This is a genomic window from Pseudomonas syringae group sp. 243L2, assembly GCF_032587875.1.
Lineage (GTDB): Bacteria > Pseudomonadota > Gammaproteobacteria > Pseudomonadales > Pseudomonadaceae > Aquipseudomonas > Aquipseudomonas amygdali.
The window spans coordinates 239,459-263,687 of record NZ_JAWHPL010000010.1; the positions used below are offsets into that span (position 1 = coordinate 239,459).

21 protein-coding genes and 2 tRNA genes are annotated in these 24,229 nt (G+C 58.2%); 15 read left to right on the forward strand and 8 right to left on the reverse strand.

The features are described from left to right. The first annotated feature begins 120 nt into the window (after positions 1 to 120). Both RYB66_RS05065 and RYB66_RS05070 read left to right on the forward strand, forming a co-directional pair. Entirely contained in the window at positions 121 to 1,836 is a 1,716-nt protein-coding gene (locus RYB66_RS05065) for a proline--tRNA ligase (protein ID WP_002554668.1), read from the forward strand. Between the two features lie 70 nt (positions 1,837 to 1,906). Then, positions 1,907 to 2,863, forward strand: coding sequence for a hypothetical protein (locus RYB66_RS05070; protein ID WP_002554669.1), 957 nt, complete (start codon positions 1,907 to 1,909; stop codon positions 2,861 to 2,863). Between the two features lie 40 nt (positions 2,864 to 2,903). Here RYB66_RS05070 and dinB read toward each other — a convergent pair whose 3' ends face one another. Then, positions 2,904 to 3,965: a DNA polymerase IV gene (gene dinB, locus RYB66_RS05075; RefSeq protein ID WP_002554670.1), complete on the reverse strand. Its 1,062-nt coding sequence runs from the start codon at positions 3,963 to 3,965 to the stop codon at positions 2,904 to 2,906. 260 nt (positions 3,966 to 4,225) lie between these two features. On the opposite strand from dinB, the gene RYB66_RS05080 reads away from it, so the two are divergent. The 4 genes from RYB66_RS05080 (at position 4,226) to RYB66_RS05095 (ending at position 8,936) form a co-directional block, all read left to right on the forward strand. Next, a tRNA-Met gene (locus RYB66_RS05080) sits at positions 4,226 to 4,302 on the forward strand. 231 nt (positions 4,303 to 4,533) lie between these two features. After that, a tRNA-Met gene (locus RYB66_RS05085) sits at positions 4,534 to 4,610 on the forward strand. A 349-nt stretch (positions 4,611 to 4,959) separates the two neighbouring features. Then, a complete protein-coding gene (gene mprF, locus RYB66_RS05090) occupies positions 4,960 to 7,602 on the forward strand; it encodes a bifunctional lysylphosphatidylglycerol flippase/synthetase MprF (protein ID WP_316893935.1) in 2,643 nt (880 codons plus the stop codon). Next, positions 7,602 to 8,936, forward strand: a complete 1,335-nt coding sequence (locus tag RYB66_RS05095; RefSeq protein ID WP_316893937.1) for a virulence factor family protein — start codon at positions 7,602 to 7,604, stop codon at positions 8,934 to 8,936. Before mprF ends, RYB66_RS05095 begins: the two co-directional genes overlap by 1 nt. Before the next feature lie 97 nt (positions 8,937 to 9,033). On the opposite strand, the gene RYB66_RS05100 is transcribed toward RYB66_RS05095, so the two are convergent. Beyond that, a complete protein-coding gene (locus RYB66_RS05100; protein WP_316893939.1) occupies positions 9,034 to 10,929 on the reverse strand; it encodes a potassium transporter Kup in 1,896 nt (631 codons plus the stop codon). A 320-nt stretch (positions 10,930 to 11,249) separates the two neighbouring features. On the opposite strand from RYB66_RS05100, the gene RYB66_RS05105 reads away from it, so the two are divergent. The 6 genes from RYB66_RS05105 to tsaA all read left to right on the forward strand — a co-directional run bounded on the left by RYB66_RS05105 (position 11,250) and on the right by tsaA (position 16,674). Beyond that, positions 11,250 to 12,341 carry a catalase family protein gene (locus tag RYB66_RS05105; RefSeq protein WP_316886509.1) on the forward strand — a complete coding sequence of 364 codons (1,092 nt, stop codon included), beginning with the start codon at positions 11,250 to 11,252 and terminating at the stop codon, positions 12,339 to 12,341. A 395-nt stretch (positions 12,342 to 12,736) separates the two neighbouring features. Further along, positions 12,737 to 14,080 (forward strand): 30S ribosomal protein S12 methylthiotransferase RimO, encoded by a 1,344-nt coding sequence (gene rimO / locus RYB66_RS05110; protein ID WP_002554675.1) that lies wholly within the window; start codon positions 12,737 to 12,739, stop codon positions 14,078 to 14,080. Between the two features lie 102 nt (positions 14,081 to 14,182). Beyond that, positions 14,183 to 14,623 carry a GNAT family N-acetyltransferase gene (locus tag RYB66_RS05115; protein WP_002554676.1) on the forward strand — a complete coding sequence of 147 codons (441 nt, stop codon included), beginning with the start codon at positions 14,183 to 14,185 and terminating at the stop codon, positions 14,621 to 14,623. 92 nt (positions 14,624 to 14,715) lie between these two features. Then, positions 14,716 to 15,426, forward strand: a complete 711-nt coding sequence (locus RYB66_RS05120; protein WP_002554677.1) for an rRNA pseudouridine synthase — start codon at positions 14,716 to 14,718, stop codon at positions 15,424 to 15,426. Positions 15,427 to 15,506: 80 nt separating this feature from the next. Continuing rightward, a complete protein-coding gene (locus RYB66_RS05125; protein WP_002554678.1) occupies positions 15,507 to 15,968 on the forward strand; it encodes a DUF1456 family protein in 462 nt (153 codons plus the stop codon). 13 nt (positions 15,969 to 15,981) lie between these two features. Continuing rightward, positions 15,982 to 16,674: a tRNA (N6-threonylcarbamoyladenosine(37)-N6)-methyltransferase TrmO gene (tsaA, locus tag RYB66_RS05130; protein ID WP_316893941.1), complete on the forward strand. Its 693-nt coding sequence runs from the start codon at positions 15,982 to 15,984 to the stop codon at positions 16,672 to 16,674. A gap of 79 nt (positions 16,675 to 16,753) precedes the next feature. Here tsaA and fpr read toward each other — a convergent pair whose 3' ends face one another. Continuing rightward, positions 16,754 to 17,533, reverse strand: coding sequence for a ferredoxin-NADP reductase (gene fpr / locus RYB66_RS05135; RefSeq protein ID WP_002554680.1), 780 nt, complete (start codon positions 17,531 to 17,533; stop codon positions 16,754 to 16,756). A 123-nt stretch (positions 17,534 to 17,656) separates the two neighbouring features. Here fpr and RYB66_RS05140 point away from each other — a divergent pair, with 123 nt between their 5' ends. Then, a complete protein-coding gene (locus tag RYB66_RS05140; protein ID WP_002554681.1) occupies positions 17,657 to 18,583 on the forward strand; it encodes a LysR family transcriptional regulator in 927 nt (308 codons plus the stop codon). A gap of 7 nt (positions 18,584 to 18,590) precedes the next feature. Here the strand turns inward: RYB66_RS05140 and RYB66_RS05145 are convergent, their stop codons facing one another. The 3 genes from RYB66_RS05145 to RYB66_RS05155 form a co-directional block, all read right to left on the reverse strand. Beyond that, on the reverse strand, positions 18,591 to 18,956 hold the full coding sequence (locus RYB66_RS05145; protein WP_002554682.1) for a diacylglycerol kinase: 366 nt from the start codon (positions 18,954 to 18,956) through the stop codon (positions 18,591 to 18,593). 83 nt (positions 18,957 to 19,039) lie between these two features. Next, positions 19,040 to 19,687, reverse strand: a complete 648-nt coding sequence (erdR, locus tag RYB66_RS05150) for a response regulator transcription factor ErdR (protein ID WP_002554683.1) — start codon at positions 19,685 to 19,687, stop codon at positions 19,040 to 19,042. Positions 19,688 to 19,932: 245 nt separating this feature from the next. Beyond that, positions 19,933 to 20,643 (reverse strand): tRNA-uridine aminocarboxypropyltransferase, encoded by a 711-nt coding sequence (locus tag RYB66_RS05155; protein WP_054077551.1) that lies wholly within the window; start codon positions 20,641 to 20,643, stop codon positions 19,933 to 19,935. A gap of 279 nt (positions 20,644 to 20,922) precedes the next feature. Here RYB66_RS05155 and RYB66_RS05160 point away from each other — a divergent pair, with 279 nt between their 5' ends. Next, positions 20,923 to 21,339, forward strand: coding sequence for a quorum-sensing-regulated virulence factor family protein (locus tag RYB66_RS05160; RefSeq protein ID WP_002554685.1), 417 nt, complete (start codon positions 20,923 to 20,925; stop codon positions 21,337 to 21,339). Positions 21,340 to 21,532: 193 nt separating this feature from the next. Further along, the gene (locus tag RYB66_RS05165) at positions 21,533 to 22,654 is read left to right on the forward strand and encodes an LOG family protein (RefSeq protein WP_002554686.1); all 1,122 of its coding nucleotides are present in this window, start codon (positions 21,533 to 21,535) and stop codon (positions 22,652 to 22,654) included. A 4-nt stretch (positions 22,655 to 22,658) separates the two neighbouring features. Here RYB66_RS05165 and recX read toward each other — a convergent pair whose 3' ends face one another. Further along, on the reverse strand, positions 22,659 to 23,126 hold the full coding sequence (recX, locus tag RYB66_RS05170) for a recombination regulator RecX (protein ID WP_005743450.1): 468 nt from the start codon (positions 23,124 to 23,126) through the stop codon (positions 22,659 to 22,661). 5 nt (positions 23,127 to 23,131) lie between these two features. After that, entirely contained in the window at positions 23,132 to 24,196 is a 1,065-nt protein-coding gene (recA, locus tag RYB66_RS05175; protein WP_004657925.1) for a recombinase RecA, read from the reverse strand. Positions 24,197 to 24,229: the final 33 nt, after the last annotated feature.

Below are 24,229 nucleotides of genomic sequence, written 5' to 3' on the forward strand. Positions count from 1 at the left end.
TCATTTGGCTCTGAAAGAACTCCCCTACCCTCTGCAAGCCTGCCCCGCCCTGTACGCGACCGGAACACCGCCGTACAATGCCAGGTCATATCCAGTCTCAGCAACCGACAACGGCCAACCATGCGCACCAGTCAATTTTTGCTCGCCACACAGAAAGAAACCCCTTCCGATGCGGTCGTGGTCAGCCATCAGCTGATGCTGCGCGCTGGCATGATTCGTAAACTGGCATCCGGTCTTTACACCTGGCTGCCCATGGGCCTGCGCGTGCTGCGCAAGGTCGAAGCGATTGTTCGTGAAGAAATGGACGCCGCTGGCGCACTCGAAATTCTAATGCCCGGCATTCAGCCTGCAGAACTCTGGCAGGAATCCGGTCGCTGGGAACAATACGGCCCGGAGCTGATGCGCCTGGTCGACCGCCACAACCGTGAGTTCTGCCTGGGCCCGACCCACGAAGAAGTCATCACCGATCTGGCACGCAATGAGCTCAACAGCTATAAACAGCTGCCGATCAACATGTACCAGATCCAGACCAAATTCCGTGATGAGATTCGTCCACGCTTCGGCCTGATGCGCGGACGCGAATTCGTCATGAAAGACGCCTACTCGTTCCACGCTGACCACGCCTCGCTGCAGGTCACCTACGACCGCATGCACCTGGCATACAGCAACATCTTCACCCGCCTGGGCCTCAAATTCCGCCCGGTCGAAGCTGACAACGGCTCGATTGGCGGCGCAGGCTCGCACGAGTTCCATGTGCTGGCCGAATCCGGCGAAGACGATATTGTGTTCAGCGATGGCTCCGATTACGCAGCCAACATCGAAAAAGCCGAAGCAGTACCTCGTGAGAAAGCTCGTCCGGCCGCTACTGAAGAATTGCGTCTGATCGATACTCCAAACGCCAAGACCATCGCCCAACTGGTCGAAGGTTTTGATTTGCCGATCGAGAAAACCGTCAAGACGCTGGTGGTCCATGCTGCCGAAGAAGGCAAGCTGATTGCCCTGATCATCCGTGGCGATCACGAGCTCAACGAAATCAAGGCCAGCCAGCTTGAACAGGTTGCCAGCCCGTTGGTGATGGCATCCGAAGCCGAACTGCGTGATGCCATCGGTGCAGGCGCAGGCTCGCTGGGTCCGTTGAATCTGCCGCTGCCGTGCATCATCGACCGCTCGGTCGAGCTGATGAGCGACTTCAGCGTCGGCGCCAATATCGATGACAAGCACTATTTCGGCGTCAACTGGGAACGCGACCTGCCGGTTCCGACCGTCGCAGACCTGCGTAATGTTGTTGCGGGCGACCCAAGCCCGGACGGCAAGGGCACGCTGGAAATCAAGCGCGGCATCGAAGTGGGCCACATCTTCCAGCTGGGCACCAAATACAGCGAAGCGATGAAGTGCCAGGTGCTGGGGGAAAACGGCAAGCCGGTCAATCTGGCGATGGGTTGCTACGGCATCGGCGTTTCCCGCGTGGTTGCCGCCGCAATCGAACAGAACAGCGACGAAAACGGCATTATCTGGAACGACACTCTGGCGCCTTTCCAGATCGCCTTGATCCCTCTGCGCTACGAGACAGACGCGGTTCGTGAAGCGACAGACAAACTGTACGCCGAGCTGACTGCCGCCGGCTTCGAGGTATTGCTCGATGACCGCGACAAGAAAACCAGCCCCGGCATCAAGTTCGCTGATATGGAACTGATCGGTATTCCGCATCGCATCGTAGTCAGCGACCGTGGTCTGGCCGAAGGCAATCTGGAATACAAGAGCCGTACCGAGTCGCAACCGCAAGCCATTGCAGTCGCGGATGTGCTGTCGTTCATCCAGGGCAAAGTGAACCGCTGAGTCAAAAGGCGCACCTGTTTTCTCAACAGGTGCGCCGCTCGTCACTCGCCCAATCCGCATCAGAGATCCCATGCTCAAACGAAGCACCTTAAGCCTCGGCAGCGCCGTCCTTTGCGGTTCGTTTCTCGTCGGCGGCTGTGCCAATCAGCTATCACAACGCAGTGAGCACGAGGAGCGCGTCGAACGCAAACTGCTCGAACACACACTGCAAGTCGATATCGGTGAGCCCAAAACGCTGGAGTTACCGCAACGCCGCGTGCGGATTCACGAGCACAAATCGTTCGAAGTTACCGATTTTGAAGTCACCCGCCACTATGACCGCTATACGCCTTACCAGCCCTGGCGGGAGATCTACGAGATCCCGCTCGGCGCGGTCGCTGTTGTAGCAGGCGTCGGGGCGAATGTGGTCAACGTGTTTGCACTGGGCAATTTGCCGGAAAGCATGACCCGGGACTGGATTCACTACGGTGTGGCAGGTCTGAACCCGTTCATGAACGCCCCCTCTCACGGGCGCGCCCAGCAGAATCTGGCGAGCATTGACGAAGTCCAGAAAGACAAACGGATCGAGAACTCCACGCTGCCGTGGAATGAACGCCCGGTGATGGTCAAGGCCGGTAACGAAACTCATGAAATGAGCACCGACCGCAACGGCATTCTGCGCCTGAACCTGCTGGACAGTCCTTTTGCCGAACAGGACCTGAGCCGTATCACGCGCATTTATATCAACGTCGAAGACGACCAGGACAGCGCTCACGCGAACGCCAGCTTGCCGATCAGCCACTCTCTGCGCGGCAAGCTGCTGGAGGCGCACGCCCTGATCTACGACGACCTGGAAGATGACGAAGTCAGCCAATGGGTGCATCGCGTCAAACGCCTTTCTGACCTGGGGCTGGAAGAAGAAGCCAGCGAGCTCGAACAGAGCCTGATTGAACTGACACGCAACGATCCGCAGTTGCAGGGTGAATTTCTCAAATCACTCGCCAGAGATGCTGGCCGTCTGGTCGCCGTTCCCGCCCAGAGCCAGTAATGTGAAAGGCTGCGGTATGCAACCGCAGCCGACCATTTCATTATTGCGAGAACAACTCCAATTGTTCATGAGCTGCGCGCAGGTCGTGCAGACGCACACCTATACCCAGAAGCCGAACAGGCTTGGCACCACGGGCAAACGCCTGCGCCAGCAACTGCTCGTAACTGCCCAGATCCCTTCCGGCTCCGGACTGCTCCAGAGTCGTCTGGGTGAAGTCGTGAAATTTCACTTTGACGAAGGGCTTGCCGGGCCGGTACTGCCCTTCCATTCTCGCCATCCGGTTACCGAGGGTTTCCAGCAGCGCGGGCAGCTTTTCCAGGCAGGCAGCCAGATCAGGCAGATCCGTGTCGTAGGTATTTTCTACGCTGACTGACTGACGTCGACTGTCATTCTGCACCGGACGGTCATCTATTCCGTGCGCCAGACTCCAGAGACGCTCACCGAAGCTGCCAAACTCACGGACCAGCGCAAGCTTGCTGCGGCCTCGCAGGTCGGCACAGTCGACAATGCCCAGCCGCCCCAGCTTGTCTGCAGTGACTTTCCCGACGCCGTGGAGTTTGGTAACGGGCAAAGAGGCGACGAAATCCTCGACCTGATCCGGAGTAATGACGAACAAACCGTTGGGCTTTTTCCAGTCGCTGGCGATCTTGGCCAGAAATTTGTTCGGCGCGACGCCAGCCGAAACGGTGATATGCAGCTGATTCGAGACCCGGCGCCGGATGTCCTGGGCGATGCGCGTGGCGCTGCCGGAAAAGTGCCCGGCATCCGATACGTCGAGGAACGCCTCATCCAGAGACAAAGGCTCTATAAGGTCGGTGTAATCCCGGAATATCGTATGGATTTCCCGTGACGCCTCCTTATAAGCCTCCATGCGCGGCTTGACGATGGTCAGGTCCGGGCAGAGCTTGAGTGCATGCCGGGATGACATGGCTGAACGCACCCCATACGCGCGCGCCTCATAATTACAGGTCGCAATCACCCCGCGCCGCTCTGCAGAGCCCCCCACCGCCAGCGGCTTGCCAGCGAGTTCGGGCTCGTCACGCATTTCAATGGCTGCATAAAAGCAGTCACAGTCGATATGGATGATTTTGCGCTGCGTCATGACCTGATGGGATTTTGCAATCAATGGCTTAGCAGTATCTCATTCGTACCGGCAAGTAACATCCAGTGATGCGAAAGGTCGCCGTGAAAATCAGTGAAAAGTCCCTGACGCGTGGTCGAAAAAACTGCGGAGCCCCGCCATACAGGCGTCAGAGCCGAAAAAACTCATAAGCGGCGGCGCTAACCAATTGAAGAAAAAGCACTTTTTTAAAACTAACCATTGACACCCCGCCATCTCTCTGTAGAATGCCGCCACACAGACGCGGGATGGAGCAGTCTGGTAGCTCGTCGGGCTCATAACCCGAAGGTCGTCGGTTCAAATCCGGCTCCCGCAACCAAACATCAAAAAAGGCTACTCGAAAGAGTGGCCTTTTTTGTGCCTGCGTTAAAAGTACCTTCTCATGCCCTGCCACTGACACCCCTTCATTGCAGCCTGATCAGCGCTTTCACATTGAGGCGCAAAAAAGGCAGCATCATTGGCAAAGGTGCACAATCTGCTACTCATTTGCCTGCTTTCAAGATTAAGGGTTGACACTTCAGCGTTCGGCTGTAGAATGCCGCCACACAGACGCGGGATGGAGCAGTCTGGTAGCTCGTCGGGCTCATAACCCGAAGGTCGTCGGTTCAAATCCGGCTCCCGCAACCAAACATCAAGAAAGGCTACTCGAAAGAGTGGCCTTTTTTGTTTCCGGTGAAAAAACATTTCAGGCGACCGCTAACTGCCTGAGAAAAAAGACTATTTTCCAAGCCCTTTGAAACCCTATCATCACATCTGTAACGTAATGCTTTCATTGACGACAGTTTTTGCATGCGCTGCCGATAGGTGTTACTAAGCTGAATCACGACTGAACCTCGGCTGAACAGCATCGCCTGGCCGGATTCGCTATTCGCTCGTTAGACGTTGACGCGCTAACATCCTGAAATATTTTCTGCGTAGGGATTGGTAACTTGGCTGCATACCTCCATCCTGTCGCGCACGATCCAAGGAGTGATTGATGCGCGACAACATGTCCGATTCCAATGAAACCGTTGATGCAGAACAACCCGGCAGCCCGCCACGCCAGAACTGGCGTGAACTGCTAAGCAAATACCGGCAGCCTATCGGGCTGGCGGTGATGCTGCTGTTGTTCAGCCTGGCCCTTATTGCCTGCCGCCACATGCTGGTCGAAATGGACTGGTATGCGCTGCACGACTCACTGTTCGCAGTGCCCCTGCCCGCTCTGGGCGGCGCGCTGCTCGCAGCAATAGTCGGTTATGTCATTTTGATGGGCTATGAACTGTCCGCCAGTCGCTATGCCAATGTCGATCTGCCCATCAAGACGCTGCTTCTCGGCGGCTTCACCTCGTTTGCCATCGGCAATGCGGTCGGCCTGTCGATGCTGTCCGGCGGATCGGTACGCTATCGCCTGTACTCACGCTATGGCGTGGGGGCAATCGAAATCGCCCGCATGACCGTATTCGCCAGCCTTTCGCTAGGCTGTGCGTTGCCGCCACTGGCGGCACTGGCCACGCTGAGCAACCTGTCAGGCGCGTCACTGGCACTCAAGCTTCCCGTCGACGCGCTGGCTGTAGTCGCCACAGCAGTGTTGATTGGCAGCCTGCTGCTGGCGGTGTTCGTCTACCGTCGCCGCCTGCCGGAACAGGACATTCCGCACAATATTCTGGTTCGTCTCGGTCGCCGCACGTTGCGCCTTCCAGACTTGAAGCTGACGCTGATCCAGCTGGTGATTACCGCGCTGGACGTCGCTGCTGCGGCGATGGTGTTGTACCTGCTGCTGCCGCACGCGCCGCCTCTCGGTGCGTTCATCCTTATTTATCTGCTGGCGCTCGCTGCTGGCGTACTTAGCCATGTGCCTGGCGGCGTCGGCGTGTTCGAGGCCATTCTGCTCGCAGCCTTTGCCAACGAACTGGGTGCCGCCCCGCTAGCCGCCGCGCTGCTACTTTACCGCTTGATCTACGTGATCCTGCCGCTGCTGCTGGCCTGCCTTACCCTGCTGTTTACCGAAGCCCAGCGCCTGCTGCCGACCAAGCAAGCCATGCGCGTTGCCTCGGGGCTGGCGGCACCGATTCTGGCCCTACTGGTTTTCTTGTCGGGGGTGGTGCTGCTCTTCTCTGGTGCCACCCCTGAAATCGATACCCGACTGGAAAACGTCGGCTTTATGATCCCGCATCGACTGATCGACGCGTCGCACTTCGGAGCAAGTCTTGTGGGCGTGCTGTGCCTGCTGCTTGCCCAGGGCCTGCGTCGTCGGCTGTCTGCGGCCTGGATGCTGACCTCTATTTTGCTGCTGGTCGGTGCAGTGCTGTCGATACTCAAGGGCTTCGACTGGGAAGAGGCCAGCATGCTGCTGCTGACCGCCTGCCTGCTGCTCACGTTCCGCCGTTCGTTCTACCGCCCAAGCCGCCTGCTGGAGCTGCCGTTCTCGCCGGTCTACCTGATTGCCAGCATTTGTGTGGTCGGTGCCTCAATCTGGCTGCTGCTGTTCGCCTATCAGGACGTGCCTTACAGCCATCAGTTGTGGTGGCAGTTCACCCTTGATGCAGACGCACCACGCGGCCTGCGCTCGGCCCTTGGTAGCGCGGTGCTGTTGGTGGTGGTCTCGCTGACCTGGTTGCTGCGTACTGCCAGACCAGTCATCAAACTGCCCGACGCGGCAGATCTGGACAAGGCAGCCGAGATCCTCAAGGCATCCAAACAGCCGGATGGCGGCCTAGTGCTGACCGGCGATAAGGCGATCCTGTTTCATCCGGCCGGTAATGCATTCCTGATGTACTCGCATCGCGGCCGCAGTCTGGTAGCGCTTTACGACCCGATTGGCCCGACCCAGCAGCGTGCCGAGCTGATCTGGCAGTTCCGCGACCTGTGCGACGTGCACCATGCTCGCCCGGTGTTCTACCAGGTGCGCGCGGAAAACCTGCCGTTCTACATGGACATCGGCCTCACCGCCATCAAGCTGGGCGAGGAAGCGCGCGTTGATCTGCGACGCTTCGATATCGACGCCAAAGGCAAGGAAATGAAAGACCTGCGTTACACCTGGAACCGAGGTGGCCGCGATGGGCTTTCGCTGGAAATCTACGAGCCGGGCCAAGCGCCTATCGATGAGCTGAAAGTGATTTCCGATGCCTGGCTAACCGGCAAGAATGTCCGCGAAAAAGGCTTCTCGCTGGGCCGCTTCAGCACTGAGTACCTCAAGTATTTCCGTATTGCCATCGTGCACTTCCAGGGCAAACCGGTCGCGTTTTCCAACCTGCTGGAAACCACCAGCCCGGAACTGGCCAGTCTGGACCTGATGCGCTCTCACCCGGACGCCCCCAAGCTGACCATGGAATTCATGATGGTCGGCCTGATTCTGCATTATAAAGCGCAGGGTTATGCGCGATTCAGCCTGGGAATGGTGCCTTTGTCGGGGCTGCAGCCACGACGTGGCGCGCCGATCACTCAGCGCCTGGGTTCGATGATCTTTCGTCGTGGCGAGCAACTGTACAACTTCCAGGGGCTGCGTCGCTTCAAGGACAAGTTCCAGCCCGACTGGGAACCTCGTTATATGGCCGTGCCTGCCGGACTTGATCCGCTCGTGGCACTGGCTGACACCGCCGCCCTGATTGCGGGCGGCCTGACTGGATTGGTGAAACGCTGATGATTCGACGCTCCTGGCGCCTTTTGCTTGCAGCTCTGGTAATTGTTCTTTTAGTCGTGGCACTGGGAATATGGATCTGGAACCGCCCTGCCCCGCCCGCATCGCTGGAACACTTGAACCTTGACGGTGGCGCGCCACTGACCAGCGTGACACCGGCCACCAGCATCAAGACCCGCATTGCGCTGGCCGTCACCGCTGAAGAAATGCTAACCGACAAGCAGTTGCTGGCGATCAGCAAGGACGCTTCGGCACGCATCATTCAGGTGGTATTGCCCAAGGACGACTGCGTCCTGCAACAGAAAACCTTTCAGGAAGCCCTGGCGAAGCTTGACGGCCCCGCGAAGGTTGTCGGTGGCATAGGCCCTGGCGCAACTCTGGCGTGGCGCTGGCTGGCCGAGCAGACCGACGACAAGGCGCAGGCCATTTCCGTCGGGTTTGCGCTGGAGCATGTTTCGAATCCGCCGCCTGTTCTGGAGGAAGACGAGAAACCGCCGCAGATCTGCGACGTGCCGCTGCCGCAAAAAGCTCCGCACGGACACTGGCTGGCCGCCTGGAACGACGCCCCGGATGATCCGAGTGCAGCGTTCGTGCGTGACCAGACCAATGCCGACACCAGCATCAGCGACTACGACATTCCGCTGCCTCAGGTGCTCAACACCGAGCTGCGCCACCTGTTACTCGGTGAAAACGACAGTGGCGGCCTGGGCATCCCGGTCGTCGAAGTCCCGGCCAGCCAGCCTTCCGATACCGTGACACTGTTCATGTCCGGTGACGGCGGCTGGCGCGATCTGGACAAGGTCGTGGCAGGCGACATGGCCAAGATGGGCTATCCGGTGGTGGGCATCGACGTGTTGCGCTACTACTGGGAGCACAAGACACCGGAGCAGACCGCTGTCGACCTTACCGACCTGATGAACCACTACCGTCAGAAATGGGGCACCAAGCGCTTCATCCTGGCTGGCTACTCGTTCGGCGCGGACGTGATGCCCGCGATCTACAACCGCCTGGCTGCGGATGATCAGAATCGGGTCGACGCGATCATTCTGCTGGCCTTCGCCCGTACTGGCAGCTTCGAGATTCACGTCGACGGCTGGCTCGGCAACGCAGGCAAGGAAGCCACCACCGGACAGGAGATGGCCAAGCTGCCAGCCGCCAAGGTGTTCTGTGTTTATGGTGTCGAAGAGAAGAAAGACAGCGGTTGCACCGACCCTACCGCAGTCGGCGAGTCCGTTCAGTTGCCTGGAGGTCACCACTTCGATGAAGACTATCCGGCACTGGCCAAGCGCCTGATCGACGCCATCAACAAGCGTCAGGGCAAGGCTACCGCTCAGTAAGCGCCGCCAGATAGAAGTCTGAACGGCATAAAAAATCCCGGCACCGTGAGGTCGCCGGTTTTTTTTTATCCACGCTGCCAGCCTTGCCGGCGAACGCTTACATCTCTACTTGCGTACCCAGCTCGATCACCCGATTGAACGGCAGCTTGAAGAAGCGCAGGTTGCCGTTGGCATTCTTGAGCATGAACGCGAACAGCGCCTCACGCCAGCGCGCCATGCCATCCATCTTGGACGGGATCACCGTCTCGCGGCTGAGGAAGTACGTGGTGCGCATCGGACTGAAGTCCAGCTCCGGCAAGTGACACAAGGCCAGCGCAGCCGGCACATCGGGCTCATCGATAAAGCCGAAGTGCAGGATCACCCTATAGAAGCCTTCGCCATAGCACTCCACTTCGAAACGCTGAGCGGCAGGCACACGCGGTGAGTCCTCGTACACCACAGTCAGCAACACTACTTGCTCGTGCAGTACCTGGTTGTGCAGCATGTTATGCAGTAGCGCATGAGGTACGGCATCCGAACGTGCGGTCAGGAACACCGCCGTGCCCTGCACGCGATGCGGCGGCTGGACGCGAATACTGCCGATGAAGATCGGCAATGGCAGGCCGCCCTCGTCGATTCGCTCAGCGAGCAATTGCTTGCCGCGCTTCCAGGTAGTCATGAGGATAAACAGCACCGCACCCGCCAGCACCGGGAAGGCCCCGCCCTGGAAGATCTTCGGCACGTTGGCCGCGAAGAACAGACCGTCCACCAGCAGCAGGCAGATCAGCAATGGAACGGCCAGCAATGGCGGCCATTTCCAGAGCATCAGCATGACGGTCGACACCAGAATGGTGGTGCAGAGCATGGTCCCGGTCACCGCCACGCCGTAGGCGGACGCCAGCGCGCCAGACGATTCGAAGCCGATCACCAGCAGAATCACGCCCGCCATCAGCGCCCAGTTGACGGCACCGATATAGATCTGGCCTTGCGCGTCGCTGGAGGTGTGCTGGATGTGCATGCGCGGAATGTAGCCCAACTGGATCGCCTGCAGCGTCATCGAGAAGGCGCCGGAGATCACCGCTTGCGAGGCAATGATGGTTGCCATCGTCGACAGACCGATCAGTGGCAGCAGCGCCCAGCCCGGCGCCAGCAGGTAGAACGGGTTACGAACCGTTTCAGGATTGCCCAGCACCAGCGCACCCTGACCGAAATAGTTGAGCAGCAACGCAGGCAGCACGAGGATGAACCAGGCACGTGAAATCGGCTTGCGGCCAAAGTGACCCATGTCGGCATACAGCGCCTCGGCCCCCGTCAGGGCGAGCACCACAGCACCCAGAATGGCCACACCAATGCCCGGATGAATGATGAAGAAATTCACACCCCAGGCCGGATTGACCGCTTTGAGCACTTCCGGCGACTGCATGATGCCGTAAACGCCCAGCGCGCCGAGCACCAGAAACCAGGTCACCATCACCGGGCCGAACAGCACGCCGATGCGTGCCGTGCCGTGGCGCTGAATCAGAAACAGCCCCACCAGCACGATCAGCGCCATGGGCACGATCCAGTGATCAAGGCCATCGAAGGCCAGTTCCAGCCCTTCCATCGCCGACAATACCGAGACTGCCGGGGTGATCATGCTGTCACCGTAGAACAGCGCAGCACCGAACAACCCGAACACCACCATCATCATTTGCAGTTTGGGGTGTTTGGCCGATGCTCGACGCGCCAGTGCCATCAACGCCATGATGCCGCCCTCGCCCTGGTTGTCAGCACGCAGAACAAACGCCATGTACTTGAACGAAACAACCCAGATCAGCGACCAGAAGATCAGTGACAACACCCCGAGTATCGCGTCATGCGTGACTTCCACGCCGTAACCGCCCTGAAACACTTCCTTGAGGGTGTACAGCGGGCTTGTTCCGATGTCGCCATAAACCACCCCCACTGCCGCGATCAGCAACCCGATAGGCTTGGCAGTGCCTGCGGCCTCCCCATGACTGTTTGTTTGACTCATCCACTACTCCCGGAAACCAGACATGAGGTTCAACACTGAGAACATCACAACGCGTAACAATTCAGATTCAGCCAGACATTGACATGCCTCGGCGCGATGGCGCGAAGCATAACGCAGCACTCGTTGTAATTCTTGGTGAAACGCAAACGGCGAAAATGATCAGGCCAGCGCGCCCCGTCTTTCAGGCAGTTTACGGGGGAGATATTTATCATTGAACGACGCAAATACCGGCCGGTCATTACTTAAGCCTGCCGCCTGAAAGGTCATCAAGAACCGCATCGACGCCCGGGCACCCTGATTCCTCTGACCGAGATGCCCTGATGACAACAAGAAATCTGACTGTTCAGCCATTACGCTTCCAGCCCTCATTTGAAGTCGTCCCCGACGATGAGCCGCAAACCAGCAAAGAGCTGGTGGAAGCCATGCATTCCATTCTTGAAACCACTCTGCAAGACACCGGGCACGCCATTCGCAGTGTGCATGCCAAGGCACACGGGTTACTTCGCGGGCAGATTCAGGTCTATGACGACCTGCCCGAGCCGCTGGCTCAAGGCGCGTTTGCGAAACCTGGAAATTTCCCGCTCTTCATGCGGTTCTCAACCAACCCGGGGGATATTCTTGACGACAAGGTCTCAACGCCCAGGGGGCTGGCGATCAAACTTGTGGGTATCGAAGGCACGCGCTTGCCCGGCAGCGCCGACGCATCGACCCAGGATTTCGTCATGCAGAACGCCAAGGCCTTTACTGCCAAGGACCCCAAGGCTTTTTTGAAAACCTTGAAGTTATTGGCCAAAACAACTGACAAAGCACCGGGCATGAAGAAGGCACTGTCTGCAGTCCTTCGCGGTATCGAGTCCGCTATCGAGTCTGCCGGGGGCGAGAGTGGCACACTGAGAAGTCTCGGCGGGCACCCGATGACTCATATTCTCGGCGAGACGTTCTACACCGTCGTACCTTTTCTGTACGGGCCCTACTACGCCAAGCTGAGCGTAGTCCCCATTTCCGCAGAGTTGATGGCGCTGACCGACGAGGCTGTGGACCTGAAAGACAAGCCGGATGGCCTGCGTGAGGCAGTCAAAGCGTTTTTCCTCGAAAACGATGCCAGCTGGGAGGTTCGTATCCAGCTGGCCACTGACCTGGAGAAGATGCCGGTAGAGGATGCGTCGGCGATCTGGCCGGAAGACCTCAGCCCCTACGTGGCAGTCGCTCGAATCGATGTCCCCCGCCAATCCTCGTGGTCAGAGCAAAGCATTCAGGAAATCGATGAAGGCATGTCATTCAGCCCATGGCATGGTCTTGAGGCGCACCGTCCGCTGGGCGGAGTGATGCGAGTGCGCAAACCTGCCTACGAACACTCGGCGGGCTTTCGCAGTCAGCACAATGGGTGCCCGATGCACGAGCCGCGGGGTTGACAGGTCAATCGGCCCGAGGCTAGATCCTTATGGCGATGGCTCCCGTTTCATCAGTGCGCCTCTGATGAAACGGAACAGCCTTCAGGCAAATACGACTTCAACTCGCGGCCGAGAGCGTAGCCAGATACGTCCTGCATATCCTGAAGGTCTCAACCAATGCGCCTCCCTCCCGAACCCGACAATTGCGCAGACAAAGTATGCAGGCTCGCGCAACAGCCAAGCGCTCTTTGAGCATAAATCCTCCCCTCGCCTGACATACGTCGCAATTCTCATCCAAACGCTGGTCATCGCGCCCGCTCACCGCTAGAATTGCGCACTTTTTGATCAGAGGCGCAGCAAGCGCCCAGTCAGCGCCTGCGCTTCGCGTTCGGGTGCCCTTCACGCCGAGGTTTGCCATGTCCACCGTCACCACGCCGTCCGCCCCAAAGGTCGGATTCGTTTCACTGGGTTGCCCGAAGGCACTCGTTGATTCCGAACGCATCCTGACCCAGCTGCGCATGGAAGGTTACGAAGTCGTTGCGACCTACGAGGATGCCGACGTGGTCGTGGTCAATACCTGCGGCTTCATCGACACCGCCAAGGCCGAGTCGCTGGAAGTGATCGGCGAAGCAATCAAGGAAAACGGCAAGGTCATCGTGACCGGCTGCATGGGCGTTGACGCAAATGTCATTCGCGATGTGCACCCCAGCGTGCTGTCGGTGACCGGCCCGCAGCAGTACGAACAAGTGGTCAACGCAGTGCACGATGTCGTGCCGCCCCGCAAGGACCACAATCCGCTGATCGACCTGGTGCCACCGCAAGGCGTCAAGCTGACCCCGCGCCACTACGCGTATCTGAAAATTTCCGAAGGCTGCAACCATAGCTGCAGCTTCTGCATCATCCCGTCGATGCGCGGCAAGCTGGTCAGCCGTCCGGTTGGCGATGTACTCGATGAGGCCAAGCGTCTGGTCAAATCCGGCGTGAAGGAGCTGCTGGTTATTTCCCAGGACACCAGCGCCTATGGCGTTGACGTCAAATACCGCACCGGGTTCTGGGACGGCCAGCCGGTCAAGACCCGCATGACAGAGCTGTGTCAGGCGCTGGGTTCGATGGGCGTCTGGGTTCGCCTGCATTACGTTTACCCGTACCCGCACGTCGACGAACTGATTCCGCTGATGGCTGCTGGCAAGATCCTGCCGTACCTGGACATCCCGTTCCAGCACGCCAGCCCGAAAATCCTCAAGCTGATGAAGCGGCCAGCCTTTGAAGACAAGACACTGGCACGCATCAAGAACTGGCGCGAGCAGTGTCCTGATCTGATTATCCGCTCGACATTCATCGTCGGCTTTCCCGGTGAGACCGAAGAAGACTTCCAGTACCTGCTGGACTGGCTGACCGAAGCCCAACTGGACCGCGTCGGCTGCTTCCAGTATTCGCCGGTTGAAGGTGCTCCTGCCAATCTGCTGGATGCGGCCATCGTGCCGGATGACGTCAAGCAGGACCGCTGGGATCGCTTCATGGCTCATCAACAGGCAATCAGCGCTGCGCGCCTGCAAATGAAGATCGGCAAGGAAATCGAAGTACTGATCGACGAAGTCGATGATCGTGGCGCCGTAGGCCGCTGCTTCTTCGATGCTCCGGAAATCGACGGCAACGTGTTCATCGGTCTGGAAGAGGGCAGCACCGTTCAGCCAGGCGACAAGATCATGTGCCGCGTGACCGATGCTGACGAATACGACCTATGGGCCGAGATGCTGTAAGCACAGCCCCTTGCCGTAACCGAAAGCCCTGCCCTTGAACCGGCAGGGCTTTTTCGTCTCTGGCCGTTGTCTATGCAAGACTGGCCGAAAGGAGAACGCGAGATGCGGTTATATACCCCGGACACCAACGATTACCCGGAGATGAGCGAGGTGTGGGAGCGCTCGGTGCGCGCCACCCATGACTTTCTACCGGACGCCTACATCATCAGGCTCAAGGGGTTGCTGACACAGTATCTGGACAGCGTGACGCTGTTCTGCACCCGGGATGAGCAGCTCAACATCACGGGCTTCGCGGGCGTGAACAAAAACCGACTGGATATTCTGTTCATCGACCCCAACCATCGCGGGAAAAAGCTGGGCACGCAGCTGCTGACCCACGCAATCGAGCACTTCGACATCCGTGAACTGGACGTCAACGAGCAGAACACTCAGGCACTGGGGTTTTACCTCCGGCATGGTTTCGACGTTGTCAGCCGTTCCGAAGTCGACGGTTTGGGTCAGCCCTATCCGATGCTCAGAATGCGCCTGACCCGTCGTAACTGACATCGATTACAGCGCAAATGCAATGTTGCCGCGATTAACCAGCGTGAGGCGGTTACAATGGCACCTTTCCCATCAGTAAACGGCTTTTCTTCATGACAGACCCCATTCGCCTTTCCAAACGCCTTATCGAGCTGGTCGGTTGCTCCCGCCGGGAGGCCGAACTGTTTATCGAGGGTGGCTGGGTTACTGTGGACGGCGTGGTCATCGAAGAGCCGCACTTCAAGGTCAGCACCCAGAAAATCGAGCTCAGCCCGGATGCCAAGGCCGACTCCCCTGAACCGGTCACGATAATCCTGCACAAACCTGCCTCGGCAAGCGCCGAAGAGGCTTTGCAGATGATCACGCCGGGCACGCTCTCGGTCGAGCACAGCTACAGCAAGCGTCCGCTCAAGGGCCACTTCATGCGCCTTGAGGCGATTTCAAGCCTGCAAGCCAACGCCAGCGGCTTGATGGTGTTCAGCCAGGACTGGAAAATCCTGCGCAAGCTCACCGATGACCGCAGCAAGATCGAGCAGGAATACGTGGTGGAAATCTCGGGCGAAATGGTTGCTCATGGCCTGAACCGGCTGAATCACGGCCTGACCTACAAAGGCAAGGAACTGCCCGCCGTAAAGGCCAGCTGGCAGAACGAGAACCGCCTGCGCTTTGCAATGAAAAACCCGCAGCCCGGCATCATTGCCCTGTTGTGTGAAGCCGTTGGCCTGAAGATCGTCGCCATTCGTCGCATCCGCATCGGCGGCGTGTCCATGGGCAAACTGCCCGAAGGCCAGTGGCGCTACATGACGACCAAGGAAAAGTTTTAACTCCCTCGGCACCCGACCTTATTACCGCGCGCATGACCATCGTCACGCGCCGCCATACGACTTATCAGGAAACACGCCTCATGATGAACAACGACGTACTGCGCAGCGTGCGCTACATGCTCGATATCAGCGACAGCAAGGTTGTCGAAATCATCGGTCTGACCGGTTTTGAAGTGTCCAAAAGCGATGTCATCGCTTTCATGAAGAAAGAGGAAGAAGAGGGCTATCTGGATTGCAGCGATGAAATCATGGCGCATTTTCTCGATGGCCTGGTCTACTTCAAACGTGGCAAGGACGAAAGCCGTCCGCCGCAGCCGATTGATCTGCCGATTACCAACAACATTGTTCTGAAGAAACTGCGCGTGGCCTTCGAACTGAAAGAAGACGACATGCATGCCATCCTGAAATCCGCAGAATTTCCGGTTTCCAAGCCAGAGCTGAGCGCACTGTTCCGCAAGGTCGGGCACACCAACTACCGCGCCTGTGGCGATCAACTGCTACGCAATTTCCTCAAGGGTCTGACCCTGCGCGTGCGTGGCTGAACCGGTCGGCACCATGAGTTACAACGTCTCCCCTGTCGGATTCGTACGCTCCTGTTTCAAGGAGAAATTCGCCATCCCCCGCCAGCCACAGCTGGCCCCGGCAGCACGTGGAGTGCTGGAGCTGGTGGCGCCTTTCGATCAGGGTGAGGCTGTTCAAGGGCTGGAAGAGGTCAGTCATGTCTGGCTGCTGTTTCTGTTCCATATGGCGCTGGAAGACAAGCCGCGCCTGAAGGTTCGCCCTCCGCGTCTGGGCGGCAACCAGTCGATGGGGGTATTTGCCACGCGCGCGACGCATCGCCCCAATGGCATCGGCCAGTCGGTGGTCAGGCTGGACAAAGTCGAAGCCGGTCGCCTGTGGCTGTCCGGCATCGACTTGCTGGATGGCACACCAGTGCTGGACATCAAGCCATACGTACCCTACGCCGATGCAATCGCCGAGGCGACCAACCACATCGCCAGCGCTGCGCCGGCCCTGGTACCGGTGCAGTGGCAGGACGCCGCCCTGCGGCAGGCTCGCGAACACGCACTACGCCTGAGTGAGCCGCTGGTCGAGCTGATCGAGCAATGCCTGGCGCAGGACCCGCGCCCGGCCTATCAGCTACCGACGCCGGAACGCCGCTACGGCGCTCAATTCTGGGATCTGGACGTACGCTGGCACTACCCGCAGGCCGGTGTGATTTGCGTGCTTGAAGTCCTGCTGGCCTGAAGGGATGCCAGCGACAAATCCCGAGCAATAAAAACCCGCCTGATCCCTTCAGGGATGAGGCGGGTTTTGTAAGGCCAACTTACTTCTCGACGAATGCACGCTCGATCAGATAGTCGCCGGGCTCACGCATGCGTGGCGAAACGGTCAGACCAAAGCTGTTGAGCACTTCGCTGGTCTCGTCGAGCATGCTCGGGCTACCGCACAACATGGCGCGGTCGTCCTGTGGGTTGATCGGTGGCAAGCCGATATCGCTGAACAGTTTGCCACTGCGCATCAGGTCGGTCAGGCGGCCTTCGTTCTCGAACGGCTCGCGGGTGACAGTCGGGTAGTAGATCAGCTTGTCACGCAGCGCTTCACCGAAAAACTCGTTCTGCGGCAGATGCTCGGTGATGAATTCGCGATAGGCGACTTCGTTCACGTAACGCACGCCGTGGCACAGGATGACTTTCTCGAAACGCTCGTAGGTTTCAGGGTCCTGAATCACGCTCATGAACGGCGCCAGGCCAGTACCCGTGCTCAACAGGTAAAGATGTTTGCCCGGCTTGAGGTCGTCCAGCACCAGCGTACCCGTAGGCTTTTTGCTGATGATGATTTCATCGCCTTCCTTGAGGTGCTGCAACTGCGAGGTCAGGGGACCGTCCGGCACCTTGATGCTGAAAAATTCCAGATGCTCTTCCCAGTTCGGGCTGGCAATCGAGTAGGCGCGCATGAGCGGACGACCGTTTGGCTGCTGCAGACCGATCATGACGAACTGACCGTTCTCGAAACGCAAACCAGGATCGCGGGTGCACTTGAAACTGAAGAGGGTGTCGTTCCAATGGTGGACGCTGAGGACACGCTCGTGGTTCATGTTGCTCATGTACGTGAAGACTCCTGAAAAAATAGTGCGCGCAGAAGCACTGCGCTATTGCGCGACATTCTAGTGGCAGACACAATATCTGTTAAATGAATTATCAAGATATAGGTTATCGGTTATATAGATATGCGATTTACTCTCCGCCAGCTCCAAGTGTTCGTTGCCGTCGCCCGGCAGGAAAGCGTCTCCAAAGCAGCCGTGCTGCTTTCGCTTTCGCAGTCGGCTGCCAGCACCTCCATCACCGAGCTGGAGCGCCAATCGAGCTGCCAGCTGTTTGACCGCGCCGGCAAGCGGCTAAGCCTTAACGCCACGGGCAGGCAATTACTGCCGCAGGCCGTCGCTCTACTGGATCAGGCAAAGGAAATCGAAGACCTGCTGAACGGTAAATCAGGCTTTGGCTCGCTGGCAGTCGGGGCCACACTGACGATTGGCAATTATCTGGCGACCCTGCTGATCGGCGGCTACATGCAGCGTCACCCGGAAAGCCAGGTCAAACTGCACGTCCAGAACACCGCGCATATCGTGCAACAGGTTGCCCACTACGAGATTGATCTGGGCTTGATCGAAGGCGATTGCAGCCACCCGGACATCGAAGTGCAGTCCTGGGTCGAAGACGAACTTGTGGTGTTCTGTGCTCCACAGCATCCACTGGCCAAACGCGCCCATGTAACGCTGGAAGAACTGACCCATGAAGCCTGGATCCTGCGAGAACAAGGTTCAGGCACGCGTTTGACGTTCGATCAGGCCATGCGCCACCACCGCAACGGGTTGAATGTCCGACTGGAGCTGGAACACACCGAAGCCATCAAGCGGGCAGTGGAATCCGGACTGGGCATTGGCTGCATTTCCAGACTGGCGCTACGCGACTCATTTCGTCGCGGCAATCTGGTGGAACTGGCCACACCTGAGCTGGATCTGGCGCGTCAGTTCTATTTCATCTGGCACAAACAGAAATATCAGACGTCAGCCATGCGCGAATTCCTCGAACTGTGCCGCGCGTTCACCGCCGGAGTGAAGCGCAGCGACGAGATAGTGCTGCCAAGCCTGTATTGAACAAGCCCTAACCCAGCAGCACAATGCCCCACACCAGAGCGATCATGCTCAAGGCGATGAACTGGGCAGCGCTGCCCATGTCCTTGGCGTTCTTGGACAACGGGTGCAGGTCCAGAGAGATTCGGTCGATGGCAGCCTCTACAGCTGAGTTGAGCAATTCTACAATCAGGGCCAGCAGGCAAACAGCGACCAGCAAGGCATGCTCGGCCTTGCTGACGTGCAGGAAAAACGATAGCGGGACCAACACCACGTTAAGCAGTACCAGCTGGCGGAAAGCGGCTTCGCCTTTGAAAGCAGCTGACAGACCGTCCAGAGAATAGCCTGCGGCATTGAGGATACGTTTTAGACCGGTTTGGCCTTTGAAGGGCGACATAGAAAGGCTGCTGTGTAAAAAAGATGAGGAAAGCTAAGGCACTAAAGGTCAAAAAAGCGTGAATGCTCGCAACCTGAACACCGTTAACTGGACGAGATGGACTCAAGCTGCTGTAACAACAACGCTGCCTGAGTTCGCGTGCGTACGCCAAGCTTGCGGAAAATCGCCGTGACGTGCGCCTTGATAGTGGCTTCGGAGACGCTGAGTTCTGAGGCAATCTGCTTGTTCAGCAGCCCCTCACAGACCATCGTCAATACTCGAAACTGCTGGGGCGTGAGGCTGGCAAGGCCAGCGCTTGCAGCCTTCGCTTCATCCGAAACACTGATCACTTCATTGACCTGCGGCGGCCACCAGACGTCGCCATCGAGCACGGTGCGCACCGCCTGCTGAATGACTTCAAGGGGGCTGGATTTAGGAATGAACCCGCTGGCACCAAACTCTCTGGAACGCACCACTATCGACGCCTCTTCCTGAGCCGAAACCATCACCACCGGTATCTGCGGATATTGGCCGCGCAACAGGACCAGCCCGGAGAAGCCATAAGCCCCTGGCATGTTCAGGTCCAGCAGAACCAGATCCCAATCAGCCTTCTCTCCCAGACGGGATTCAAGCTGGGCAATGCTTTCTGCCTCGACGAGCCGCGCTTCAGGCCCCAGGCCAATGCTCAGCGCCTGATGCAGCGCACTGCGAAACAGGGGATGATCATCAGCGATCAGGATGTCGTAGGTCATGTAGTGATCCTGTTTTTATAGTGAGGGCCGACAGAATCGGCCACCCAGCAAGACTGGCGAATGCGCATCGCGACAACCCGAAAAGAGCGTCGGTGCCACACCAGACAAGATGAATCGGCTTCCAGGCGGCGCCAAGCATGCCCAGCAAGACCATGACGGTCAAGCGCGAAGCGTTATTGCCCGAGAACATGGATGGCAATTAGCCCATACAGGGCAGATCCGCAACACTGCGTGATAGAAAGCCTTCAAATAAAAGCCTTCAAATGAGTGTGGGCCGCGTCGTCGGGGTCTATCGGCTTGAGGTACTTGGCGCCCAGATAATGAGCGCTGAACACGTCCAGATAAGCATCCAGTACGCCACTGGCGCAGGTGTCCCCGGCCAGTTCCAGACAAAGCGCGGCGACTTCGGCAGTACAGAAGTGGTCGTCGCGCCTTGAGCGGCGCAAACGGTAACGCGAGATCTGCTCGGGCTCCAGCGTCAACACCGGAAACCTTTCCAGATATGGGCTTTTGCGGAACATCTTGCGCGCTTCGGTCCAGGTAGCATCCAGCAGAATGAACAGTGGGCGCTTGCCATCCATGCGCGACACCTTATTGACCACACGCTCCTCGGCAACGAATTCACCGGGAAAAACGATATACGGCTGCCACTGCGGATCGTCCAGCAAGGCGAGCAATTGCTCGTCGACATCTATTCGCGACCAGCCGAAGGCATAGGTGTCCTTGATGACATCGGCGATCAGCCAGCCGGTGTTGGTCGGCTTCAAAGGCTCGGTGTCGTACATCAGCAGGCACATGCCTGACTCGGCAGTCACGGCAGGTCGCCACGCGCACAGGCAATAACTGGAGATAACCCGGCAATCCGGACAGCGCGGCGCGCGCGAGCCGCGAGCAATAAAGGGCTTGGTACTGCGGGCCAGACGCTCGTCGCGCAGACGGGAAACGGCATGACTCATTACAGGACACGCCTGCGGGGGGAATACATCGACACCACAAAGACTCGGCAGGATTAAAGTCCGCGCAGTTTATCAGAGCACCGGCACTTCAACCCGCTTTCGGTCCTCGGGCTGTTCCCGTGTCAGAGAGACCGTGTTGAAACGGGTACAGCCCCTAGGCCCGATGAAGACTCCTGCTCTATACTGCTGCGCCATTGCAACCCGCGTTATCGGCGGGCTGCCCGGAACGCACTTTGAAGTCGCTGGTCCAACGGCCAGCCACTTAACCAGGAGAGTTTAATGCTGCGCCTTATCGTACCCACCCTTACGCTTTTGCTCGTTGCTCCGCTATGCGCCCAGGCGGCGTCGAAACAGGAGTTCGAACTCAGCAAGATGCTGGAAAAAGTCGCTAAGGAAAGCAGTGTCGGCACGCCAAGAGCGATCAACGAAGACATCCTCGATCAGGGCTATACCGTCAGTGGCAACGAATTGATCAACCATTTGAGCGTACGCGAAGGTCAGGCCCAGCAAATGCGCGCCAACCCGGACGTGATGCGCAACCAGTTGGGCAACAGCGTTTGCCACAACAACGGTTTCCGCCAGTTGATGACCAAGGGAGCCGTCCTCAAGTATCAGTTCACCGAGTACAAGACCAACCGCCCGGTTGCGACCCAGACCTTTCAGGCGTCGGATTGCACTGTAAAGCCGAAAAAGTAAGCCACCCCGGCACGTAGCCCCCTCCCCGCGCGCCTGTCCCTCAGGCGCGTCAGTTCAGCAACGCTCAAGACATCCTGCAACGAATCCGCCCTGGCAATGAACAGGGAATGGGTAGCCTTTCTCTGCAAACCGGGACATCATCGATTCAACACGCCCCACCGGGCCATTGATTCTGCAGGAGGATAAACCCCGAATGCCGTATGTACCTGACGATCTTCTATCCCGACACTTTCAAAGCAACGGGCTCGACCTGACCAGCAAAATTGAAGAGCACATCAACGAGGTTGCTCCTGGTACCAGAAACCTGCCGCTGTATCGCGACATGATGCTCACGGTGTTGCGCATGGCCCAGGACGACCGCAATCGCTGGGACGTCAAGATAACGCTGCAAACCCTGCGCGAACTGGACAAAGCCTTTCGGGTGCTCGAGCGCTTCAAGGGCCGCCGCAAAGTCACCGTATTCGGCTCTGCTCGCACCCCTCAAGAGCACCCCCTTTACGCACAGGCCAGAGAGCTGGGCGAAAAGCTTGCCCGCTCGGACATGATGGTCATCACCGGCGCAGGTGGCGGCATCATGGCGGCAGCCCACGCAGGTGCAGGTCTGAAACACAGCCTGGGGTTCAACATTACCCTGCCCTTTGAGCAGCACGCCAACCCTACGGTGGAGGGCACGGAAAACCTGCTGCCTTTCCACTTCTTCTTCACACGCAAGCTGTTCTTCGTCAAGGAAGCCGACGCACTGGTGCTGTGTCCAGGCGGGTTTGGAACCCTGGACGAAGCGCTGGAAGTGCTTACATTGATACAGACCGGCAAAAGCCCTCTGGTGCCCGTCGTGTTACTGGACACCCCTGGCGGCAGCTTCTGGCAAGGTGCACTGGACTTCATCAAAAACCAGTTGCAGGACAACCACTACATTCTGCCAGCCGATATGAAACTGATGAGACTGGTCTACAGCGCCGATGACGCCGTGGAAGAGATCAACCAGTTTTATGGCAACTTCCACTCCAGCCGCTGGCTGAAGAACAAGTTTGTGATCCGCATGCGCCACGCGCTCAGCGCGAAGGCTCTGGAGCACATGCAGGAAGCTTTCGCCGATCTGTGTATCAATGAAAACTTTCATCAGCACAGCTATCAGGGCGAGGAGCACGATGAAGTTCAATTCAGTCACCTGACACGACTTGCGTTTACCTTTACAGGACGCAATCAGGGCAGGCTTCGTGAACTGGTGGACTACATCAATCAACAGGAAAACTGGGAGGACGCCTCAGCGACAAGAGATGGCGCGCAGGATCAAGCGCCACAGAAAACGCTCTGATACCTCAGTCATCCCCGCCACGGCCGCTTAACAAGCGGCCGATCATATCCAGCGGATAGCCGCGATAACTCAGAAACCTTCCCTGCCTGGCTCGCTCACGAGCATCAACAGGCAAAGCACCGGCAAACTTGCGCTGCCAGAGCTCGTGAAGCTTCTCCTGCCAATCCACACCACATTCCCTGAGCGCCTGCTCAATGTCGGCCCGCTGCAAGCCACGCTGATTCAGCTCTTCTCGAATACGAACAGGGCCATAGCCCGAACGTGCCCGATAAGAAACGAAGCTTTCAAGGTAACGGGACTCGGAGAGCAAACCTTCCTCGACCAGACGATCAAGGGCTGCATCGATAAGCTCGGGGGGAGCGCCGCGCTGACGCAATTTACGCGTCAGCTCGACCCGACCGTGCTCGCGACGTGCGAGCAGATCCATTGCAGTGCGCCTTACGGCGACAGGTGTATCAAGTACGACAGGCATGACTATCAGATATCAGCGTCTGCTTCGGCCATATCATCAGCAACGGCAGCTTCGCGGGAACCGACAGCTTTGGTGTCGACACCAGGGGTGAGCAACTTGTCGCGAATCTGCTTCTCGAGCGCTTTGCAGATTTCCGGGTTATCTGCCAGGAACTTGGCCGAGTTGGCTTTACCCTGACCGATCTTGCTGCCTTGGTAGCTGTACCAGGCACCGGACTTCTCGACAAAGCCATGCAGCACGGCCAGATCAACGATTTCGCCGTTCAGGTAGATACCCTTGCCGTAAAGAATCTGGAACTCGGCCTGACGGAATGGCGGAGCCACCTTGTTCTTCACGACCTTGACGCGGGTTTCGCTGCCGACAACCTCGTCGCCTTCTTTCACTGCGCCTGTACGGCGGATGTCCAGACGTACCGAAGCGTAGAACTTCAGAGCGTTACCACCGGTAGTGGTTTCCGGGCTGCCGAACATCACACCGATTTTCATGCGGATCTGGTTGATGAAGATCACCAGGCAGTTGGCGTTCTTGATGTTGCCGGTGATCTTGCGCAGTGCCTGCGACATCAGACGCGCCTGCAGACCCACGTGCATATCGCCCATTTCGCCTTCGATCTCTGCCTTAGGCACCAGCGCAGCAACGGAGTCGACAACGATGACGTCGATGGCGTTGGAACGTACCAGCATGTCGGTGATTTCAAGCGCCTGCTCACCGGTATCCGGCTGCGAAACCAGCAGGTCGTCGACATTGACGCCCAGTTTGCCGGCGTATTCCGGATCAAGCGCGTGCTCGGCGTCGACAAACGCACAGGTAGCACCCATTTTCTGGGCTTGCGCGATAACCGACAACGTCAGCGTGGTTTTACCGGAAGACTCTGGACCGTAGATTTCCACGATCCGGCCTTTCGGCAGACCGCCGATGCCCAGTGCGATATCCAGACCCAGCGAACCGGTGGAGATGGCAGGAATAGCCTGGCGATCATGGTCGCCCATGCGCATCACGGCACCTTTACCGAACTGACGCTCGATCTGACCCAAGGCCGCAGCCAAGGCTTTCTTCTTGTTGTCGTCCATTGAAGTCCTCACGTAATCAAATTCAATTAGGGC